The sequence below is a fragment of the Brachybacterium halotolerans genome, assembly GCF_016623465.1.
GTDB lineage: Bacteria > Actinomycetota > Actinomycetes > Actinomycetales > Dermabacteraceae > Brachybacterium > Brachybacterium halotolerans.
The window spans coordinates 107,273-126,361 of the sequence record NZ_JAEDAJ010000007.1; the positions used below are offsets into that span (position 1 = coordinate 107,273).

Here is a 19,089-nt window from a genome sequence, read left to right on the forward strand (position 1 = left end):
GTTCACTCGTCGGGGTCGGGGTCGGGGTCGGGGTCGGACTCGGACAGCGCATCGACGACGTCCCGCAGACGGAATCCGAAGCCGGCGGTCGTCGGCGCGATCCTCGTGTCCCCCTCGCCCCACTGGTAGCGAGGACCGCTCTCGCCGTCCCGCACTAGCGGGTGCTCCGGCTCCAGCGGGACGATGACCGCCTGCTCGAGCACGTGCGGCCAGTACGCCTGGACGGGCGTCCCCGTGGAGTCGAGCACATCGAAGCGCGGACCGTCGGTCGGCGCATGCGGCGCCGATGCTCGCGCCGGCCGGATCATCAGCCCGCCCTCGTGGACGAGCACGTGATGGCGCCGGCACAGCAGCACGAGGTTCTCGATGTCTGTGCCGCCGCCGCTCGACCAGGGCGCAAGGTGGTGGGCGTCGAGGTGCCTCGTCTGATGGCAGCCAGGGAAGCCGCACGTGCGCTGGGCGACGCGCAGGGCGCGCCGCTGTGCGCGGGATGCGAGACGGCGAGTGCGTCCCAGGTGCAGGATCTCGCCGTTCTCACCGGTGACCAGCAGGGCGATCAGCCCTGTGCAGGCAAGCCGCTGCGCCGTGGCGGCCTCGAGGGGCCCCGCACCCACGATCTCGCAGCGGTTCCGGAGGGGAGGGGACGCGGCGGACGCATCAGGGCGGGTGGCTGAATGCGTACCGGCGTCTGTCGCAGGCGTTCCCGCGGGAACGTCACCGACTGCCAGGACTGTCAGATCCCGAGTGGGCTCCGAGCGGTCTGGTCCGACGGACCCCTCGTGCAGTTCCGATCCCCGAGGGTCCCCGGACACCAGCATGTCCGGTGTCGCATGGACGACGACGAGATGCCGGTCCTCGCCGCTGCGGTCGGAGGGCGTCGTGTCGAGGTAGGCGCGGGCCATGTCGACGAGGGCGTCGGCCCGGGTCTGCTCGATGATCGGCGGGACATCCTGTTCGGCGTCCGCGGGAACGTCGCCTGCGTCCTGCTCGCGCTGCGTCGCGAGGTCGAGCGCCGCGACGACCTCCGCGCCCACCTCGGCGGGCAGGACCGCGCGGACCTCGATCATCCCGTCCTCCCGCATCCGCCACGAGGCCTCGCGGCGGGCTTCCTGCGGGATCCGCGTGCCCTCCGCGGCCCGGTATGCGCGCAGCGCAGAGGCGAGCTGCGCGGCCGTCATCTCCCGCGCGAGCAGCACCAGCGTCTCCTCGTCGACGAGGCCCGCCACGCGGGTCATCTCCCGCACCTTGGAGAAGGACAGGCGGCCCCGGGCGAACTCCTCGTGGGTCAGCGGCATCCCGCGCAGCGCCCGGGCGACCCGCACGTGCTCGCGGGCGGTGCCGGGCGTCATCGAGCACGTCCAACCCAGCCAGTGCGCGAGCGACTTCACGCCCACGTACCAGCGGGTCCCCTCGCCCGCGTCGAACTCGCCGATGAGGTCCAGCAGCGCGCACTCGGCCTCCGCGACGTGCGCGGCATGCGCCTGGATCCGGGTCGCGAGCTCCTCGGCCTCCGCGTCGTCGAGCAGGCGGGGGCCGTCCTCGGGCGGCACCGTGCCACCGCTCCCGCCGCTCTCAGCGCTGCTCGCTGCGGGCGGTCCCTCCATCACCGTGCTCATCACGACCCCCTCGTCGCCGTCCGTCGATTGCCGTCCCGACCGTGAACCACGCAGGCCCCGCGGGACGACCAGACCTCAGCACATCACGAGGGTGGGACATTCCGGACAGGCATGCGGAGGATGTGGACGACGGGGGAGTGGGGAGGAACGGCGGGCCCCGACGGCGAGGGAGGGGGCGGAGGCGACTACGCCTCGCGCGCGTCCTCCTGCTGCGCCTGGTGCGGCGTGACCGACTCCGCCGGGCCGACGATCCCGCGGCCGTCGAGCAGTGCCGCGAGCAGGGCGGACGGGTCGGCGAGGCCGTCGGCCGCGGCCAGGAGACGGGATCCCGGGGCCTCGATGAGGGAGGTCGGCAGCGGCGAGGGCTCGGGTCCCGCCCAGGGTCCGAGCGGCACCGAGAGGTGATCCGGGTGCGCGCGGACCTCCTGGGCCCAGTCGTGGACGAGCGGCGGCAGCTCGCCGTCGAAGCGCAGCGAGAGGGAGCGTGCATCCAGGGCGAGGACCTCGTCGGCGTCGTCGGCGCGCGCCGCGGAGCCGGGGCGGTCCGTGGCCAGTACGCGCACCTCGGCGTCGGCGGGGAGCGCCGGGTCGGAGCCCGGGCCGTCGCCGATCGCGACGCGTGCGCCCAGACCCCAGGCGGCGAGGGCGAGCACGAGGCGTTTCCAGTGCGGCGGGAGGTCGAGCAGCACGAGGTCGTCGCGCTCGAGCATGACCTCGGCGTCGAGGTGGCCCACGGTCTTGATCACCCAGTTCGCCAGCACGTGTCCCGAGAGCTCGATCCGACCCTGCTCCCCGTACCAGACCAGGGCGGGCCGCGGGCCGAGCGCCTCGAGGGAGGAGAGCAGCACCTGGAGGGAGGGGAGCGGGAGAGGGGACGAGGCGGAGGTCATGGCTCCATCCTCGCGCGGGGACCCTCGACGCGCACGTCGACGGGAAGGTCGCGGGCGATGGACTCGGCCCCGATCGCGGTGCGCAGGCGCTCCGCGAACTCGCCGGCGGCCGCCCAGGACGCTCCCCGATCGTCGTGCGGGCGCACCACCAGCGCGAGCCGTCCCGTCGGCCCGGGTCCCTCGTCCTCGAGGATCGGCGCGTGGGAGGGCGTGGTGGACGTGGAGGGGAACGGACGGGGAGCCGTCCGTGCAGGAGTGCGCGCGATCTCGATCGCGCGGTGCAGGCGCAGAGCGTCGGACTCCGGGTCCATCGCCGCGACCGGCTCGTGCTCGGCCGCGATGCCGAGGGCCTGCCAGACGGACTCGAGGCTCGGGCGGCGGAACCAGTCGTCCTCCCCCGTGCGGCTGAGGGCGCGCGCGGGGACGGCGTCGGCCGGATCGACGACGACGCCTCCGAGGCCGCGGACGACGACCGCCGGCACACCGCTGGCCTTGCCCTTGACGAGGTCCGCCGCCGCGGAGATCTCGTCGGCCAGCGCGCGCACGGTGACGTGGAGGGGGCGGCCGTCGGCATCGGTGCTCCCGCGCAGGTCCTCGAGCGCGCGCAGCCCCGCCGCGCCGAGCGCGATGTCGCCGACGCCCACCCGCCAGATGCGCGAGGAGGTGTCGGAGAGGACCACCCCGAGGCGCCTGCCCGTGGCGCGCACGAGCGCCGCGCGCAGCTCCTCCGCCTCGGAGTCCGGGTCCCCGGGCAGGAGCAGGAGGCCGCCGGGGGAGTTCGAGCCGTCGATGCCTGCGGCGGCCATCACCGGGCCCGCCGGGACCTCGACGATCGAGGTGGTGGTGCGCACGTGGCGTCGGCGGGCGACGAGGCGCACGGTCTGCTCCGCGATCGCCTCCTGCTTGCCCTCGGCGGGGATGACGAGACCCCTGGTCTTCGAGATGATCTTGGTGGACACGCACAGCACGTCGTCGTCGGAGAGGGCGACCCCGGAGGCCTCGAGCGCGCCGAGCAGGAGCGCGGCGACGTCGTCACCCGCACGGACCTCGCCGAGTCCGACCACCGGCAGCACGCGGAGACCGGACGAAGCGGACGGCTGGGCGGGCCCCACGGGCTCGGCGGGAGGGGTCGTGGTCATCGCATCTCCTGGTCGCGGGCGTGCACCGGCTTGACGGGGCCGAGTTACACGGGTGTATTTTAGGCTGTATCCCGGCGGCTCCCCCCGCCTCGTCCCGAACCCCGTCGGTCGCCATGGAGCGGCCTCACGACGTGAAGCGTCCCCCTGAGGAAGGAACTGTGCCGATGGAACGCACGCGCGACGAGGATGATGCGCAGTCGGAGGAATTCTCCCTCCTGCAGCTGGTGGCCGACGGCGAAGAGGCCGAGGTCTCGTGGCAGGAGCGCGCACTGTGCGCCCAGACGGACCCCGAGGCCTTCTTCCCCGAGAAGGGCGGGTCCACGCGCGAGGCGAAGAAGGTGTGCGTCTCCTGCGAGGTGCGCGCCGAGTGCCTCGAGTACGCCCTCGAGAACGACGAGCGCTTCGGCATCTGGGGCGGTCTCTCCGAGCGCGAGCGCCGCAAGCTCAAGCGCCGCGCCGTCTGACCGGCCCCGCGAACCCGGCCCGCCGCCTGTGACCTCGCGCGACGTCACCGCCGTCCTCCTGCTCGGCGGACGCGACGACCCCGAATCCCTCTCGACCGCCCTCGCCGCTCTCTCCGCCCAGGAGAGGGCGGCCGATCGCGTCGCGGTGATCGCCCGCGGGCAGCTCGGCGAGGAGCGCGAGGCACAGGTCGCCGCGCTCGCCGACGAGGGAGCGATCGACGAGGTGCTGCGGATCCCCGCCGGCGCGGGACTCGCGAGCGCGGTCCGGGAGATCATGACGTCCCTGTCCAGCGGGGTGCTCACGAACGTCCAGCAGCGGGACGTCTCCGAGGCCGCCCCGCGCGCGGGCGGTCACATGCGCCCCATCGACCGCGATGCGCACGAGCGCGGACTCGTGCGCGAGGCCGAGGAGACCGCGCAGATGCCGACCCGCCTGCGCGAGGGCGGCGCGGCGATCGCCGCTCCCTCGGCGGGCAGGCGCCGCGCCTCCGCCGACTCCGAGAGCTGGTTCTGGCTGCTCACGGAGGACGCGCTGCCCGGTCGCGCCTCCCTGCGCGCCCTCGTGGACGCCGCCGAGGCCTCGCCCACGGCCGCCCTCATCGGCTCCAAGCGCCTGCGCCCCGCGGCGTCCGACGAGGACGACGACGCCACGGACGAGACCCCGGGCGAGAGCACCTCCCGCCCGACGGCCGACGACGCCGACGTGCTCGTGGACGTGGGTCTCACCCTCACCCACAGCGGCCGGATCGTCACCGGCGTGGAGCCCGGCGAGATCGATCAGGGGCAGTCCGACTGGCGCCACGACGTGCTCGGCGTCGCCCTTCCCGGTCTGCTCGTGCGCGAGAGCACCCTCGCGCGGCTCGGCGGCACCGACCCCGCGCTCGGCTCGCCCTTCGCCGAGATCGACCTCGGCCAGAGGGTCTGGCGCGGCGGGGAGCGCGTCGAGGTCGCTCCCGACGCGCGCGTGCTGACCCCGCATCGCGAGGCTCCCGCCCCCGCCCTGCTGCGCGAGCACCGGCGCGGGCAGATGCTCCTGCTGCTCAAGCACCGCCCGCTGCTGGGCGTCGTGCTCACCCTCCTGCTGAGCATGCCGCTCGGGACCCTGGCGCGGATGCTCGGGCAGGTCGCCGCCCAGTCGCCCCGTCTCGCGCTCGCCGAGCTGCGTGGGACCCTCGCCGCATACCGGCGCGCTCCCGGCGTCATCGCCCGCGGCGCGCGGGCCTCCCGCAGGGCGCTCGTGCCCCGGCGGCGCCTCGCGCCCCTGTACCTGCCGCGCACCGAGGCGCTGTGCCGCCGCCTCGAGGCGATCTGGACGCGTGTGTTCGCCGACGACGAGCGCGCCCGCCGCATCCGCCGCACCACGTGGGGGATCGCCGGCACCACCCACGGCTCAGACGACGCGGACTTCGGCCGGCACGGCGTGTGGACGATCATCCTCGCGGCGCTCGCGCTGGTCGCCGGGATCGTGGGCGCGCGTCCGCTGCTCGCGCGCGGCCACCTCGAGGGCCCGCAGCTGCAGACCCTCGCGGACGACTGGCGAGAGCGCACGCAGATCGCCTGGTCGAGCTGGGTGCCCGGCGGCGACGGGGGACTGGGCGCGCGCGGACCGGGCGACGCCCTGCTGCGCCTGATCGCCCCGCTCCCTCTGCCCGAGAGCGCGCTCGGCGCGCTGCTCGTCCTCGCGGTGCCGCTGGCCGCGATGGGCGCCTGGTGGGCCGCCGGCGCCCTCACCCGCGCCGTCGGCGCCCGCCTCGCCCTGGCCGTGGCCTGGGCCGTCGGCCCGCCCCTCCTCGCCTCCCTGGGCTCCGGCGCCTGGCCGCTCGTGCTCGTCCACCTGCTGCTGCCCCTGCTCGCCCTCGCGGTGGGCCGGGCCATCGGACTGGTCCACAAAGTCTCCCAGGCCAGCGTCTCCGCGGCCGCCGCCGCGGGGCTCGTGCTGCTCGTGATCGGCGCCGTGCAGCCCGTGCTCGTGATCCTCGTCGGCCTCGCCCTCGCCCTGCTCGCGGCCTTCGTGCCGGGCAGGCGGCGGCGCCTCATCTGGGTGCTGGTGCCCTCGCTCGCCCTGCAGCTGCCCTACCTCGGCGTCTTCATCGCCCACCCGTCCGCGCTGCTGCACGTCGCCGGCGTCCCCGCCTCCGCCGAGGCCCCCTCGGGGCTCGAGCTGCTCGCCCTGTGGCCCGCGCCCGCACCCTCCTGGACGGCGCTCGAGGGGCTTCTCGGCGCGTCCGCGGCAGGCGCGCTGCCTGTGCTGCTGATGGCCCCGGTGCTGCTGGGCGCGCTGCTCGCCCCCTTCCAGCAGGCCGACGCGGGCCGCGCGGGGCGGCTCGCGATCGTACTCGCCGCTCTCGCCATGGCGACGGCCCTGCTGGCCCGCGCCGTGCCCACCGAGGTCGGTGACGAGAAGCTGCTGAGCGCACCGATCGGCGGCGTGCTCAGCCTCGCCCTTCTCGCCCTCCTCGTGGGCTGCGCGGCGACCTGCGACGCCCTGGCGCGCCGCAGCGGCCGCGAATCCGGCGCGCGCCGCGCGGCGACCGTCGCGATCGCCGGTCTCGTCGCCGCCTGCTGCCTCGTCGCCACGATCGGATGGACCCTCAGCCTGCCCGACGCGCTGCAGGTGCACCGCACGCAGAGCGACGAGGTGCCGCAGGCCGCGAGCGACCTCGGGACCTCCGAGGCGCGCGGACGCGTCCTCGTGCTCTCCCAGGGCGACGACGACTCGGTCGACGCCCACCTCGTCGTGGACGGCGGGCCCACCGCCCAGCAGGACTCCGGCTCCGTCGCCGCGAGGACCCTCGCCGCGGCGGGCTCGGGCGCCGCCGTCGACCAGGATCCCGCCTCGACCGCGCTGCGCGAGGCCACCGGCGAGCTGCTCACGGCCGACGCCGCGAGCGATCCCGTGCGTCTGCGCACCCTCGGCGTCGGCTACGTCGTCGTGCCCGGGTCCTCGCAGGACGCGCCGGCCCTCACCGATGCCCTCGACTCCTCCCCGCAGCTCGAGAAGGTCACCGAGGGCAGCAGCGGCGGCATGTGGCGCGTCGTCGATGCGGGAGCCCGCGTCGTGATCCGCCCGGCGGGGGAGAACCCGTCGGCCGACGACGAGACCACCCTCGCGAGCGGCGTGATCGACGCCGAGGGCGAGGTGGCCGCAGCGCAGGGCGAGCGCACCGTCGTGCTCTCGGAGCGCCGTGAGGGCGGCTGGGAGGCCACGCTCGACGGCGAGGCGCTCGCGCCCGTCACCGTCGACGGCTGGGCCCAGGGCTTCACCGTCCCCGCCGGCGCCTCGGGGCACCTCGAGATCCACCGCCAGGACCCCTGGCGCCTGGTGCTCGCGATCGTGCTCGCGCTGACCGTGCTGATCACCGCCGTGGTCGCCGTGCCCTGGCGGGCCGGCCCCGGCCGCCGTCGGGGCGAGGAGCCCTGGCAGGAGAGCCAGGAGAGTGGTGCCCTGTGACCCGATCGATGCGGCCCGCACTGGCCCTCGCGAGCGTGGTGCCGATCCTCGTGCTCGGCGCCGGAGCGCTCGTCGGCCCCCTGGCCGGCGGGTCCCCGGACCGCTCGGTCGAGCGCGCCGAGACCACGGCCTCGCCGAGCGCCGCCGCGCTCGTCTGCCCCGGGCCCGTCCAGGTCCCGAAGGAGCTGCAGGGGAGCACGGGGGACAAGAAGCTCTCCTCGAGCGGGCCGAACGGACGCGTGGGCGTGCGCAGCGTGGGCCTGGATGCGGACTCCTCGCTGCTCTTCGGCCGCGTCGCCGCCTCCAGCACGAGGCAGGACGCGGACGGCAACCCGCTCGCGCCGTCGATCACCGCCGCCGATGCCGCGGGCGAGGACCTCGGCATCGACACCGCGACGGGCGACGTGGGCGCGAGCGCCCAGACCATCTCCTCGATCTCGAACGGCCCGCAGGTCACGGTGCGCGGATCGCAGGATCAGCAGGTCGTCGCGGATGCCGTGCAGACCACGACGACCGACGCGGGCGATTTCCGCTCCCTCAGCGCGACCCGCTGCACCGGCGCCTCCACCCAGGCGAGCTTCCTCGGCGCCTCCACCGCGAGCGGCGCGAGCGCCTCCCTGCTGCTGCGCAGCACCACCGACCGTCCCGCGACCGCCTCCATCCAGGTCTGGACGGCCGACGGCCCCGCCGACATGGGCGGCCGCTCCCAGGTCGTGGTGGCCCCGGGCAAGGAGGAGCGCGTGCTTCTCGAGTCGATCGTCCCCGACCAGGACGTGATCGGTGTGAGCGTGAGCACCGTCGGCGCGCCGCTGGCCATGTCCCTCCAGGACACCGAGCGCGACGGGCTCACCCCGCTGGGAGGCGAGATCCTCTCCGACCTCCCGGAGGCCTCCCGCAGCTCCGTGATCCCCGGCGTGCGCATCGGCAAGGGCACGAAGGCCCAGGTGGTGCTGATGAACGAGTCCGGCGCGGACGCGCACGTGCAGCTCGCCGCCCAGGACGCCAAGGGAGCGGTGGACCTGCCCGGGCTCGGCGACGAGGTCACCGTGCCCGCGGGATCGGTCATCACGGTGCCCGTCGAGGGCGTCGACGGGGACCTCGCGATCACCGCTGACTCCGACCAGAAGGTGAGCGCAGTGGTCCGCTCGCACGTCCAGTCCGAGAAGAAGCTCGGCAAGACGATCGGGAAGCCCTCGGACCTCGCCGTCGCCCAGCCCGCCCCGGCGCTGCGCGACTCCGGGGTGATCGCCCTCCCGACAGACGGCGCCCACGGCGCCCTCTCCCTGGCCGCGACCGACGCCACACACGTCACCGTCATCCCCGTCGGGGCCGACGGCGGCGCGGGGAAGAGCGTCGAGCTCGACCTCGCCGGCGACAGCGCGACCGACGTCCCCGCAGAAGACCTCACGGGCACGAAGGGCGGCATCGCCGGGCTCGTCGTGGTCCCCGACGATCCCGATGCGGTCCACGCCGCCTGGATCCAGACCGAGGCGAACGCGAAGGCCGGGCCCCTGCTGACCTCGGTCCCCGTGATCCCCGCCGCGACCGGCGGCTCGGGGACGACGGTGCGACTGGGCTGAGGGGCTTCAGTCCTCGCCCCAGGCCTCGGGGTCCACGTCCTCGGGGTCCAGGTGCAGCAGGGAGGCGATCTGGTCGGCCAGGACCTGGCGCACCAGCAGGTCGAGATCGCCGGGCAGGGAGCAGCGGGTCTGGATCGGCCGGCGGAACAGCACCACGCGCGGCGGGTGGTCGCGGTCCGCGGGGAACGCCCGGCCGAGCGCGACGGCGCTCTCCTCCCACGGCGCAGGATCCGTCAGCGGGACCTCCTCGACCGCGACCTCGAGATGCTCGAGGCGCCGCGGGTATCGCTCCACGAGCGCGCGAGCCGCGTCGAGCACGGTGTCCTCGAACAGCTCGCGGCGGGAGAGATGACCGGGCAGGTGGGGCGGCAACAGGTCACCGCGCAGTCCGCGTCCGTGCCGGTCACGGCGCCGTCCGCGCGAGCGGCCCACCGGGCCCGAGGCGCCGCCGAGAACTCGCTGACCCGTCATGCATCGCACTCTAACGCGCTCGTGTCGCGGGCCGCGGCCCGGCTCGCCCACTGCGTACACTCGAGGGCGTGCCTCATCGCGACTGCTCGAAGACCGGCTGCACCCGCCCCGCCGTCAGCTCCCTGACCTTCGTGTACGAGGACTCGACGCTCGTGGTGGGACCGCTCGCCCGCACCGCCGACCCCCACGCCTACGACCTCTGCGAGGAGCACGCGTCGCGGATGACGCCGCCGCGCGGCTGGACCATGCTGCGGGTCGCGGGGAGCGCCGATGCCGTCGACGACCTCGTCGCGCTCGCCGCCGCGCTCGACGCGCACGAGACGGAGGACGCCGCCGGCGCCCCGCCCGTCGACCGCGACGCCGCCCGCGCGAACGGCCGCCCCGAGCCGCGTCCCGCCGAGCGCCACCTGCACGTGGTGAGGTCGAGCGATGACTGATCACGATCTGCGCCCGATCGTCCTGGCCAACGACGTGCGCGGCGTCGCCGGGAAGACCCTGGACGAGGACGTCGTGCGCGCCTTCGGCGCCGCGTTCGCCGACAGCCTCGAGGCCAAGGACCTGATCCTCGGCCACGACATGCGCCTGAGCTCCCCGCAGCTCGCCCGCGCCTTCGCCGAGGGCGCGGTGCGCCGCGGAGCCACGGTCGGCCTCGCCGGGCTGAGCGCGACCGACCAGCTGTACTGCGCCTCCGGCCTCTACCGGGCGGCGGGCGCCATGATCACCGCTTCCCACAACCCCGGGCAGGACAACGGCATCAAGCTGTGCCTGCCCGGCGCGCGCCCCATCAGCCGCGACACCGGCCTCGACGACCTCCGCGTGCGCGCCGAGGAGCTGCTCGACGCCGGGGAGATCCCCGAGATCCCCGGCGGCCGGCTGCAGGAGCTCGACACTCTCGAGGACTACGTCGCGACCGTGCTGCGGCTCGCCCCCGTGCAGGGGACGCGGTCGCTCAGGGTGGTCGTCGACGCCGGCAACGGGATGGCGGGGCTGACGATGCCCGCCGTGGCCGCCCACCTGTCCGGCGTCGAGATGATCGGTCTGCACCTCGAGCTCGACGGCTCGTTCCCGCACCATCCCGCCGATCCGACGGACCCCGCGAACCTCGCCGATCTGGCCGCGCGAGTGCGCGAGGAGGACGCAGACCTGGGGCTCGCCTTCGACGGCGACGCGGACCGCTGCACCGTGGTCGACGAGACCGGCGCCCCGGTGCCGCCCTCCGCCGTGACCGCGCTGATCGCCGCACGGGAGATCGCCCGGGCGCGCGCCCGGGGCGAGGAGTCCCCGACGGTCGTCGCGAACGTCGTCTCCTCCCGGCACGTCGCCGAGACCGTCGAGGCCGCGGGCGGGCGCTTCCTGGTGACCCCCGTCGGGCACTCGCTCATCAAGGCGATCATGGAGCGCGAGGACGCCGTGTTCGGTGGCGAGCACTCCGCCCACTACTACTTCCGCGAGTTCTTCCGCGCCGACTCCGGCATGCTCGCGGCCCTGCACGTGCTCGCGGCGCTCGCGGAGAGCGGGTCGAGCATGTCCGCGCTGGTCGCAGGGCACACGCCCTATGCCGCGAGCGGGGAGATCAATCGCCGTCCCGCATCCGCCGCCGCGATGCGCGAGGCGATCCGTGCGGCCTTCGCCCCGCGCGAGGGCGTCGAGATCGACGAGCTCGACGGGCTGACCGTGCGGCACTGGGGCGCGGAGGGGGAGCAGTGGTGGTTCTCCCTGCGCTCCTCCAACACCCAGCAGGCGCTGCGGCTGAACGTCGAGGCGGCCGACGAGGCGACCATGCGCGCCGTGCGCGACGAGGTGCTCGCGATGATCGACGAGGGCACGGGTGACGACACGGTGCGCGACGACATGGTGCGCGACGACTCGGTGCACGAGGACCAGCACGAGCACGAGAGCGGGGGCGGGGTCGCGATGAGCAGCGAGGCCGGATTCGACGGGCCGGCGTGGCTGCGTCGGGTCCTGCGCTGCCCCCAGTGCGGGGCAGAGCTCTCCGACGCCGTCTCGCAGGATGGTGCGGAGGACGGCGCGGCCGACGTGCTGCGCTGCGCCGAGCAGGGGCACGAGTACCGCATCCGCGGCGGCATCCCCGTGCTCATCGCCGGGCGCGACTGACCGCTGCGCGTCCCTCCCCGCAGCGCGGCGAATGCTACTGCGCGAAGGGCACCGCGCGCACATCGGCCGCGAGCTCGCGCTCGCGCTCCGCGGCGGCGCGCAGCTTCTCCTCGTCGCGTCGGGAGCGCTCGGCGAGCACGGCCCGCAGGAACATCTCGGGATCGGTCCCGGGCGGCGGCGCGGGCGTCACCGAGGGCATGGTGCGCTGCAGCAGATCGCGGGCGATCTCGCGGCGCGAATCCGGATTCAGCGCGTGCGCGCGGGGCAGGAACGAGCGCACGTCCTGCAGCAGCGGCAGCGGCAGGCGGCCCACGTCTGCCCCCGCCGCCCAGGCACTGAGCTCTTCGGGCATCCGCTCGCGCACCGGACGCGGGGCGCGCATGCGCTCCTGGATCACCATGGTGCCGGCGAGCATGTCGCCGAGCCGCCGCGAGCGCCGGTCGACGAGCGCCGTGACCAGGGCGATCGCACCCGTCGTCGACCAGATCTCGAGCATCGCCATGAGGGCCCGCAGCAGGCTCTGGCGCGCATGCACCGGGCCTCCGTCCTCGCGCACCACGCGCGTGCCCGTCGCCAGGCGGCCCAGGCTGCGCCCGCCCATCAGCAGCTCGGTGAGCACAGGGTAGCCGAGGAAGGCGAGCACGCTCGCGAGGACCAGGGCGGCCTGCACGAAGCCGGAGTCCAGCCCCGTGCGGGAGGCGAGCGCGACGACGCCCACCGTCGACCCGATGCTCAGGGCGAGCATGACGGCGCCGTCGATCAGATAGGACAGCAGGCGGGTCGCGAAGGAGGCGGGGCGCAGGTCCAGGTGGACGGCCTCGCCGGTGACGATCGCATCGCGCGAGGCGCTCGGGGCGCTCCCGCTCGTCGGACCCGCTGCCGTGGACATGCGCCCAGTCTCCCATCGGCGCGCGCGAGCGGCCTCACCCGGAGGTCGACGAGCGCACCGCGGCGCCTCGACTTTCGTCGCACGTGCGCTCCGCGCGCCTCGCCTACGCTGGCGAGGTGGACACCGACGCCTTCATCGCCGTGCACCGCGAGGACTGGGACCGCCTCGCGGTGCTCACCCGCACCCGCGATCTGGACGCCGCGGGCATCGACGAGCTGATCGCGCTGTACCGGCGCACCGCGACCCACCTGTCCACGGTGCGCTCGACGAACCCCGATCCGGTGCTCACCGCGCGCCTGTCCGTGCTGCTGCAGCGCGCGCGGCTGCGGATCACCGGCGCGCGGGTCCCTCTGTGGCGGCGCGTGCGCGACCTGCTCTGGGAGGACCTGCCCGCGGCCCTGCACGAGGCCCGCTGGTGGGTCGCCGGATGCGCCGCGCTGCTGCTCGTGACCGCGCTGGTGTCCGGTCTGTGGTTCGGCCTGGACCCGTCGGCCCGCTCCGCCGTGCTCACCGAGGCCGAGCAGCGCCGGCTCGCCCAGCACGACTTCGTCGGCTACTACTCCCAGGGCGAGGCCAGCGGCTTCGCGGCGAGCGTGTGGACGAACAACGCCTGGATCGCCCTGCAGTCGGTGGTGCTCGGCGTGACCGGCGTGTGGCCGGCGTGGATGCTGCTGAACAACGGCCTGAACATCGGGCTCTCGGGCGGGGTCCTCGCCGCGCACGGCCACCTGGGCACGCTGCTGGTGTACCTGCTGCCGCACGGGCTGCTCGAGCTCACGGCGATCTGCGTGGGAGCGGGCGCCGGTCTGCGCCTGTTCTGGGCGTGGGTGCACCCCGGGCCGCTGCCGCGCACGTGGGCGCTCGCCCGCGCGGCCCGCGCGATGATCACCGTGGGCGTGGGGCTCGTGGCCGTGCTGCTGGTCTCCGGGCTGATCGAGGCCTTCGTGACGCCCAGCTCCCTCCCCGCCGCCGTGCGCATCGGCATCGGCGTGCTCGCCTGGGCCGCGTTCCTCGCGGTGATGATCGTCCGCGGGCGCCGGGTCGCCCGCGCCGGGATCACCGGCGACCTCCCCGAGGAGGTCGTGGGGGATCAGGTGGCCGTCGCCGCCTGAGCGCCGCCGGCGGCGGGCGACGGGCGACGGGCGAACTGCTCAGAGCCTGCCGGCGGCCTTGAGGGCGAGGTACTGATCGGCGATCGCCTGGGGGAGGTCGTCGGGGACGACGTCCACGACATGCGCCCCGCAGCGCTCGAGCGCACGTGCCGTGCCCTCGCGCTCGATGGTCTCCTGCTCTGCCGACGCGGCCCGGTAGACCGCCCCGATGCTCCCGCGCTCGCGCGCCATGCTCGCGAGCGCCGGGTCGGCCGCGGAGCCGACGATCAGCGGATGATCGGCGGCGATGCGGGAGGCGACGGGGAGCAGTCCCTGGCCGGCCGCTCCCGGCTCGATCGGCGTGAGCAGGACGACGAGGGCTCCGCGGCGGGCCCGTCGGCGGATCTCCGAGGCGACCATCTCCCAGTCGGACTCGACGAGGGCCGGCTCGACCGGGGCGGTCGCCGCGACCACGTCGTGCAGCACCGTGCGGGCGTTGCCGCCGTGCACCTGCACGTGGGGGACGCGGTCGGCGCACAGCACGTCCACCCGATCGCCGGCCTGCGCGGCGAGCGCCGTGAGCAGCAGCGTGGCATCGAGCGCGGAGTCCAGCCGCGGGGCGTCGCCCACGCGGCCCGCGGACGTCCGCGAGGTGTCCACGACGATCAGTACGTGACGGTCGCGCTCGGGCCGCCAGGTGCGCACCACGACGCTGCGGCGGCGGGCGGTCGCCCGCCAGTCGATCGAGCGCACGTCGTCGCCGTCCACGAAGTCCCGCAGGGAGTCGAACTCCGTGCCCTGGCCGCGCTGGTGGACGGCCGCGAGGCCCTCGATCTCCCGCAGGCGGCGCATGCGCGAGGGCAGGTGGCGGCGCGAGCCGAAGGCGTGCAGGGCCAGCAGCTCCCCGGGCACCTGCCGCGTCCCGCGGCGCTCGATCAGACCCAGCCTGCCGCGCACGGCGAGCACGAGCGCGCGGCTCGTGTGCCGGCCGCGCCGGGTGGGGCGGAACACCTGGTCCACGGCCCGGCGCTCCCGCGCGGGGATCGTGAGCTCTGCGCGCTGGTCGGCGAGTCCGGCCGTCGGGTTCCAGGCGTCGCGCAGGCGGACGTCGACGCCGCGGTCGCCGGGGTTCGTCACCAGCAGGCGGCCCGTGCCCTCCTCCCCGAGACGCACCTGCCCGGGGGAGCGGCGCCGCACCAGCAGGGTCTTGGGCGACGGCGTGAGCAGGAGGTCGAGCACCAGCAGCGCGACCCACACGAGGGCGCACACCAGCACAGTCGCCCAGTGCGGGACGAGCACGATCGGCAGCGCGCCGACGACGCCCAGCAGGGCGCCGCGCAGCCTCAGGGCGGGCAGGTCCCTCACGTCCGGCTCCTCAGCGGGGGACCGGCACGCCGGCCAGCGTCGCGGCGAGCACCGCCTGCACCTGCGAGCCCTCGAGCTCGGCCTCGGTGGTCAGGCGCACCCGGTGGGAGAGGGTCGCAGGGGCCATGGTCTTCACGTCGTCGGGCGTCACGAAGTCGCGGCCGGTGAGGTACGCCCAGGCGCTCGCCGTGCGCAGCAGCGCGATCGCCCCGCGCGGGGAGACGCCGAGGGACAGGCTCGGGGAGCGCCGGGTCGCGCGGCACACGTCCACCACGTACTCGAGGACGCTCTGCTCGGCGCGCACCTGGCGCACCTCCTCCTGGGCGGCGCGCAGGGAGGCGGGATCGGCGACGGTGCGCAGCCCCGCCGCGGCGAGGTCCCGGGTGTCGAAGCCCTCCGCGTGGCGGCGCAGCACGTCCACCTCCTGCTCGCGCTCGGGCAGCGGCAGCACGGCCTTGAGGAGGAAGCGGTCCAGCTGCGCCTCGGGCAGGGCGTAGGTGCCGTCGAACTCGATGGGGTTCTGCGTGGCGACCACCATGAACGGATCCGGGAGCGCGCGCGGCCGGCCGTCGATCGTCACCTGCCGCTCCTCCATCGCCTCGAGCAGCGCCGACTGGGTCTTCGGGGGCGTGCGGTTGATCTCGTCGGCCAGCAGCAGGTTCGTGAACACGGGGCCCTCGCGGAAGACGAGGTCCGAGGTCGAGTTGTCGTAGACCAGGGAGCCGGTGACGTCGCCCGGCATCATGTCCGGCGTGAACTGGACGCGGCGCATGTCCACGTCGAGCGCCTCGGCGAGGGAGCGCACCAGCAGGGTCTTGGCGACGCCCGGCACGCCCTCGAGGAGCACGTGGCCGCGGCACAGCAGCGCGACCACCAGGCTTGTGACGGCCGCGTCCTGGCCCACCACCGCCTTGTGGATCTCGTCGCTCAGGGCGCGCAGGCGCTCGCGCGGGCTCTCGGGCGCGGGCGGCGTCGGCTGATCGGGGACTGCGCTCATCGGTGGATCTCCTTCTCGAGGGCGTCGAGGTCTTCGCTCAGGCGCAGCAGCTCCTGGTCGCTGCGCACGGGGGTGGGGCCCAGCAGCGTCCGCAGCTGCTCGGGCGCGAGAGAGGTATGGGGCGCGAGGGCCGCGATCAGCGCGTCCAGGCGGCCCTCGCGGCGCACGCCGAGCCGGGAGGCCAGACGCACGGCGGTCCGCGTTCGCAGCGAGCGGGCCGCGGCGTCGCGCGCATCGGCCCGATGCAGCAGGTGGGCCCGGCCCACGGTCAGCTCGCGGGCGCGCACGCTCACGGGCAGGGGCTCGACGACCACCGGGCCGAGCCGGCGCGAGAGGGCGAGGAGGACGGCGAGGATGATCGCGCACGCCCACAGCGCCAGCGGCAGCGCGAAGTCCGGCAGCCGGTCCAGGAGCGAGGGGTGCTCCTCGGCGAGGGGGTCCGTGGGCGAGGGGACGTACCAGGTGAGGGCGGAGGCGCCGTCGTCCCCGCCGAGGGCGTTCAGGGCGACCGCCGCGTTGTCGAGGTCCCCCACTCCCGCGTTGGTCAGCAGCGTCGCCGAGCCCAGCACCGTGACGCCCTCCCCGGTGACCACGGCCGCGCCGTCGCCATGGCGGAAGCACGCATCGAAGCCGTCCCCCGCGCGGTAGAGGGTCGCGCTCTTCGCGACGTCCTCCGCGGGACCCACGCGGATCTCGCGGGCGTGCAGGGACGCCGCCGCGCAGGAGTCGTCGGCCCCCAGGCTCGTGGTCTCCTTCAGCGACCCGGCGGGACGGATGTCCGGGGCCAGGTGCGCGAGGACGAAGAAGCTCGGGCGCACGAGCACCAGGTGTCCGTGGCCGCTCGCGCGGGCCTCGGCCAGGCGGTCGAGCTGGGCGGCGTCGAGCGCCGAGGGGTCGGTGACCAGCACCGTGCGGCCCTCGGCGAGGGCCTGCGCGGCGTCGGTCGTGTACCGGCGGACCTCGAGGTCCGTGCCCTCGCCCTCGAGGACGCGGGCCACGGCCTTCGAGCCCTGGGGCGTGGGCGCGGCGGGTTCGAGGGGGCCGTCGCGGAAGGTGCCGCGCAGGGCGACGGCGAGCACCGCTGCGAGCACCACGAGGGCGAGCGCGACCGTGAGCACGCGCGTGGAGGTGCGCGGCCCTGGCCGATCGGGGGCGGCGGGTGCGGCGGGTGCGGAAGCGGCGGAGGTGGTCGGGGCCGTCATGCGGGTTCCGCCTCGCGCAGCTGCGGAGCGGCCTCGGCGAGGTACTCGGCAAGGCGCACCACGTCCTCGGCGCTCTTGGCCTCGACCTGATGACGGGAGTAAGCGGCGGTGTCGAAGACCTGGGCGGCGCGCAGCAGGCGCGTGCGCACGTCGGGGAAGGCCCGGGAGCCCTCGTCGGCCGCCTCGTGAGCGGTCATGCCCTCGGCGAGGTCGAGAAGGGTGCGCTCCTGGAGGTCGCGCACGAGCGCGCGCATGCCCAGCACCGCCGCATCGCCGGGGCGGTGCTCGTCGGCCGCGGCGCGGGCCCGTCGGCGCAGCTCCTGCCCGCTCAGCACGGGATCCGCGTCCAGGCGCGACGAGACGCTGAGGGCTGTGTCGCGCCGCATGCGCCCGCTGCGGCGCAGCACCGCGAGGAACGAGAGCGCCACGAGCAGGACGAGGACCGCGAGCACGACGATGAGCACCGTGGAGGCGCCGCCCGCGCCGCCGGTCAGGGAGTCCAGCCAGTCCTCGAGCATCCCCAGGAGCCAGGGGAGGAAGCCCTGGTCGCGGTGGTACTCGCCGCGCGCGAGCTCCTCGAGGACCTTGCGGCGCGCCTCATCGGGATCCACGCTCGCTCACCTGCCGTCCGCGTCCTGCTGCGCACGCCGCAGCGCGATGTCCCAGGACTCGTGGCGCATCCGCAGGTCGGCGTAGAGGGCGGTGAGGCCCGAGGCCCAGAACGGCACGGCGACCACGGAGGCCGCGTACGTGCCGAGCATCGAGATCACCATCAGGATGATCATTCCCGGCACGATCGCGGCCATCTGGGTGGACAGCAGGATGATCCCGTAGATGATCATGCCGACGGTCCCGAAGACTCCGCCGATCACCTGCTGCACGAGGGTGTACGAGCCCGTCAGCAGCACGCCGATGCCGAGCGCGCGCCACAGTCGCCGGCCCCGGGTGAGCGCGAAGGACCGGCGCACGGCGCCCGGCACGCTCGTGTCCTCGAGGACCAGCGCGGGGGTCGAGAACATCGTGCGCGCCCATACCCACAGCGAGGCCAGCAGCCCCAGGACGAGGAACAGCGGCAGCGGCAGGATCGTCCACCAGTGCGCCTCGCGGACGAGGAGCAGCGGCAGGCCGCCGATCAGGGAGATCACCGCGAAGGCGGCGAAGCCCATGAGGGAGACGAGGATCGCCGTGAGCACGGCTCGCGGCCCGTGCGTGCGCAGCGAGCTGCGCAGGGAGGCGTCGTCGGCGCGGGAGCCGACGGCCTCCGCGAGGGTGACCCGGGTGAGTACCACGAGCACCAGCTGCATGGCGATCAGGGTGATCACGCCCGAGACCATGGAGGAGCCGATGGTCGCGAACATGTCTGCGAGCGAGGTGCCGAGCGGCTCGGTCGCGCCCGAGGACCCCGTCGGGTCCTGGGAGACGGACTGGAGCTGCACGGCCGTCGGGGCGACGCCGATGCCCGCCGCCACCGAGTTGAGCACGAAGGCGATGCCCAGCACGATCGCACTGACGCCGAACACGAGCTTCGGGCGGCGGCGGTAGATGCCGACGGCCGCGGAGAAGATCTCGCCGACCCCCAGCGGACGCAGCGGGAACAGACCCGCGGATTGGACGAGCTCGCGCTGCACGGGACCGGGTCGACTCGGCGCGTCCGACGGGCCGGGCGCGGGGGAGGCGGGGGAGGGGTGCGTCGGCGCACCTGCTCCGGGAGCGCTCCAGGGTCCGCTCGGTCCGGTCACGTCGCTCACCTCTCGTCGTCCTCGATGGTCCGTGGTCGCGCTGCCCGGCCGGGGCGTCGGCCGCCGGGCGTCTGCCCCAC

At 75.0% G+C, this 19,089-nt stretch carries 16 protein-coding genes; 6 read left to right on the plus strand and 10 right to left on the minus strand.

All coding sequences use genetic code 11. The features are described from left to right. Nucleotides 1-2: 2 nt before the first annotated feature. The 3 genes from I8D64_RS12280 to cofE all read right to left on the minus strand — a co-directional run bounded on the left by I8D64_RS12280 (nucleotide 3) and on the right by cofE (nucleotide 3,645). Nucleotides 3-1,616 (minus strand): HNH endonuclease signature motif containing protein, encoded by a 1,614-nt coding sequence (locus I8D64_RS12280; protein WP_200503076.1) that lies wholly within the window; start codon nucleotides 1,614-1,616, stop codon nucleotides 3-5. A 185-nt stretch (nucleotides 1,617-1,801) separates the two neighbouring features. Next, nucleotides 1,802-2,506 (minus strand): TIGR03089 family protein, encoded by a 705-nt coding sequence (locus tag I8D64_RS12285; RefSeq protein WP_200503077.1) that lies wholly within the window; start codon nucleotides 2,504-2,506, stop codon nucleotides 1,802-1,804. Next, a complete protein-coding gene (gene cofE / locus I8D64_RS12290; RefSeq protein WP_200503078.1) occupies nucleotides 2,503-3,645 on the minus strand; it encodes a coenzyme F420-0:L-glutamate ligase in 1,143 nt (380 codons plus the stop codon). The genes I8D64_RS12285 and cofE overlap by 4 nt, the downstream gene beginning before the upstream one ends. Nucleotides 3,646-3,809: 164 nt before the next feature. Here cofE and I8D64_RS12295 point away from each other — a divergent pair, with 164 nt between their 5' ends. Genes I8D64_RS12295 through I8D64_RS12305 form a run of 3 tightly spaced genes read left to right on the plus strand, consistent with a single transcriptional unit; the run spans nucleotide 3,810 to nucleotide 9,140 of the window. Beyond that, nucleotides 3,810-4,109 (plus strand): WhiB family transcriptional regulator, encoded by a 300-nt coding sequence (locus tag I8D64_RS12295; protein WP_152354387.1) that lies wholly within the window; start codon nucleotides 3,810-3,812, stop codon nucleotides 4,107-4,109. A gap of 28 nt (nucleotides 4,110-4,137) precedes the next feature. Next, nucleotides 4,138-7,560 (plus strand): hypothetical protein, encoded by a 3,423-nt coding sequence (locus I8D64_RS12300; RefSeq protein ID WP_200503079.1) that lies wholly within the window; start codon nucleotides 4,138-4,140, stop codon nucleotides 7,558-7,560. Further along, a complete protein-coding gene (locus I8D64_RS12305; RefSeq protein ID WP_200503080.1) occupies nucleotides 7,557-9,140 on the plus strand; it encodes a DUF5719 family protein in 1,584 nt (527 codons plus the stop codon). Before I8D64_RS12300 ends, I8D64_RS12305 begins: the two co-directional genes overlap by 4 nt. Before the next feature lie 6 nt (nucleotides 9,141-9,146). Here the strand turns inward: I8D64_RS12305 and I8D64_RS12310 are convergent, their stop codons facing one another. Next, a complete protein-coding gene (locus tag I8D64_RS12310; RefSeq protein WP_200503081.1) occupies nucleotides 9,147-9,611 on the minus strand; it encodes a metallopeptidase family protein in 465 nt (154 codons plus the stop codon). A gap of 68 nt (nucleotides 9,612-9,679) precedes the next feature. On the opposite strand from I8D64_RS12310, the gene I8D64_RS12315 reads away from it, so the two are divergent. Further along, entirely contained in the window at nucleotides 9,680-10,048 is a 369-nt protein-coding gene (locus I8D64_RS12315) for a DUF3499 family protein (protein WP_228357932.1), read from the plus strand. Beyond that, entirely contained in the window at nucleotides 10,041-11,726 is a 1,686-nt protein-coding gene (locus I8D64_RS12320) for a phosphohexomutase domain-containing protein (RefSeq protein ID WP_200503082.1), read from the plus strand. The genes I8D64_RS12315 and I8D64_RS12320 overlap by 8 nt, the downstream gene beginning before the upstream one ends. A gap of 34 nt (nucleotides 11,727-11,760) precedes the next feature. Here I8D64_RS12320 and I8D64_RS12325 read toward each other — a convergent pair whose 3' ends face one another. Next, nucleotides 11,761-12,615, minus strand: a complete 855-nt coding sequence (locus I8D64_RS12325; protein WP_200503083.1) for an RDD family protein — start codon at nucleotides 12,613-12,615, stop codon at nucleotides 11,761-11,763. Nucleotides 12,616-12,731: 116 nt separating this feature from the next. On the opposite strand from I8D64_RS12325, the gene I8D64_RS12330 reads away from it, so the two are divergent. Further along, nucleotides 12,732-13,727: a stage II sporulation protein M gene (locus I8D64_RS12330; RefSeq protein ID WP_200503084.1), complete on the plus strand. Its 996-nt coding sequence runs from the start codon at nucleotides 12,732-12,734 to the stop codon at nucleotides 13,725-13,727. 39 nt (nucleotides 13,728-13,766) lie between these two features. Here I8D64_RS12330 and I8D64_RS12335 read toward each other — a convergent pair whose 3' ends face one another. From I8D64_RS12335 to I8D64_RS12355, 5 genes are read right to left on the minus strand one after another with little or no spacing between them, the layout of a single operon-like run. After that, the gene (locus I8D64_RS12335; RefSeq protein WP_343068568.1) at nucleotides 13,767-15,071 is read right to left on the minus strand and encodes a DUF58 domain-containing protein; all 1,305 of its coding nucleotides are present in this window, start codon (nucleotides 15,069-15,071) and stop codon (nucleotides 13,767-13,769) included. A gap of 10 nt (nucleotides 15,072-15,081) precedes the next feature. Further along, nucleotides 15,082-16,068, minus strand: coding sequence for an AAA family ATPase (locus I8D64_RS12340; RefSeq protein WP_200503085.1), 987 nt, complete (start codon nucleotides 16,066-16,068; stop codon nucleotides 15,082-15,084). Next, the gene (locus I8D64_RS12345) at nucleotides 16,065-17,270 is read right to left on the minus strand and encodes a DUF4350 domain-containing protein (protein ID WP_200503086.1); all 1,206 of its coding nucleotides are present in this window, start codon (nucleotides 17,268-17,270) and stop codon (nucleotides 16,065-16,067) included. The genes I8D64_RS12340 and I8D64_RS12345 overlap by 4 nt, the downstream gene beginning before the upstream one ends. After that, nucleotides 17,267-17,881, minus strand: coding sequence for a DUF4129 domain-containing protein (locus I8D64_RS17840; RefSeq protein WP_200503087.1), 615 nt, complete (start codon nucleotides 17,879-17,881; stop codon nucleotides 17,267-17,269). Before I8D64_RS17840 ends, I8D64_RS12345 begins: the two co-directional genes overlap by 4 nt. Nucleotides 17,882-17,887: 6 nt before the next feature. Further along, nucleotides 17,888-19,018, minus strand: coding sequence for a glycerophosphodiester phosphodiesterase (locus tag I8D64_RS12355; RefSeq protein WP_214651226.1), 1,131 nt, complete (start codon nucleotides 19,016-19,018; stop codon nucleotides 17,888-17,890). Between the last annotated feature and the right edge of the window lie 71 nt (nucleotides 19,019-19,089).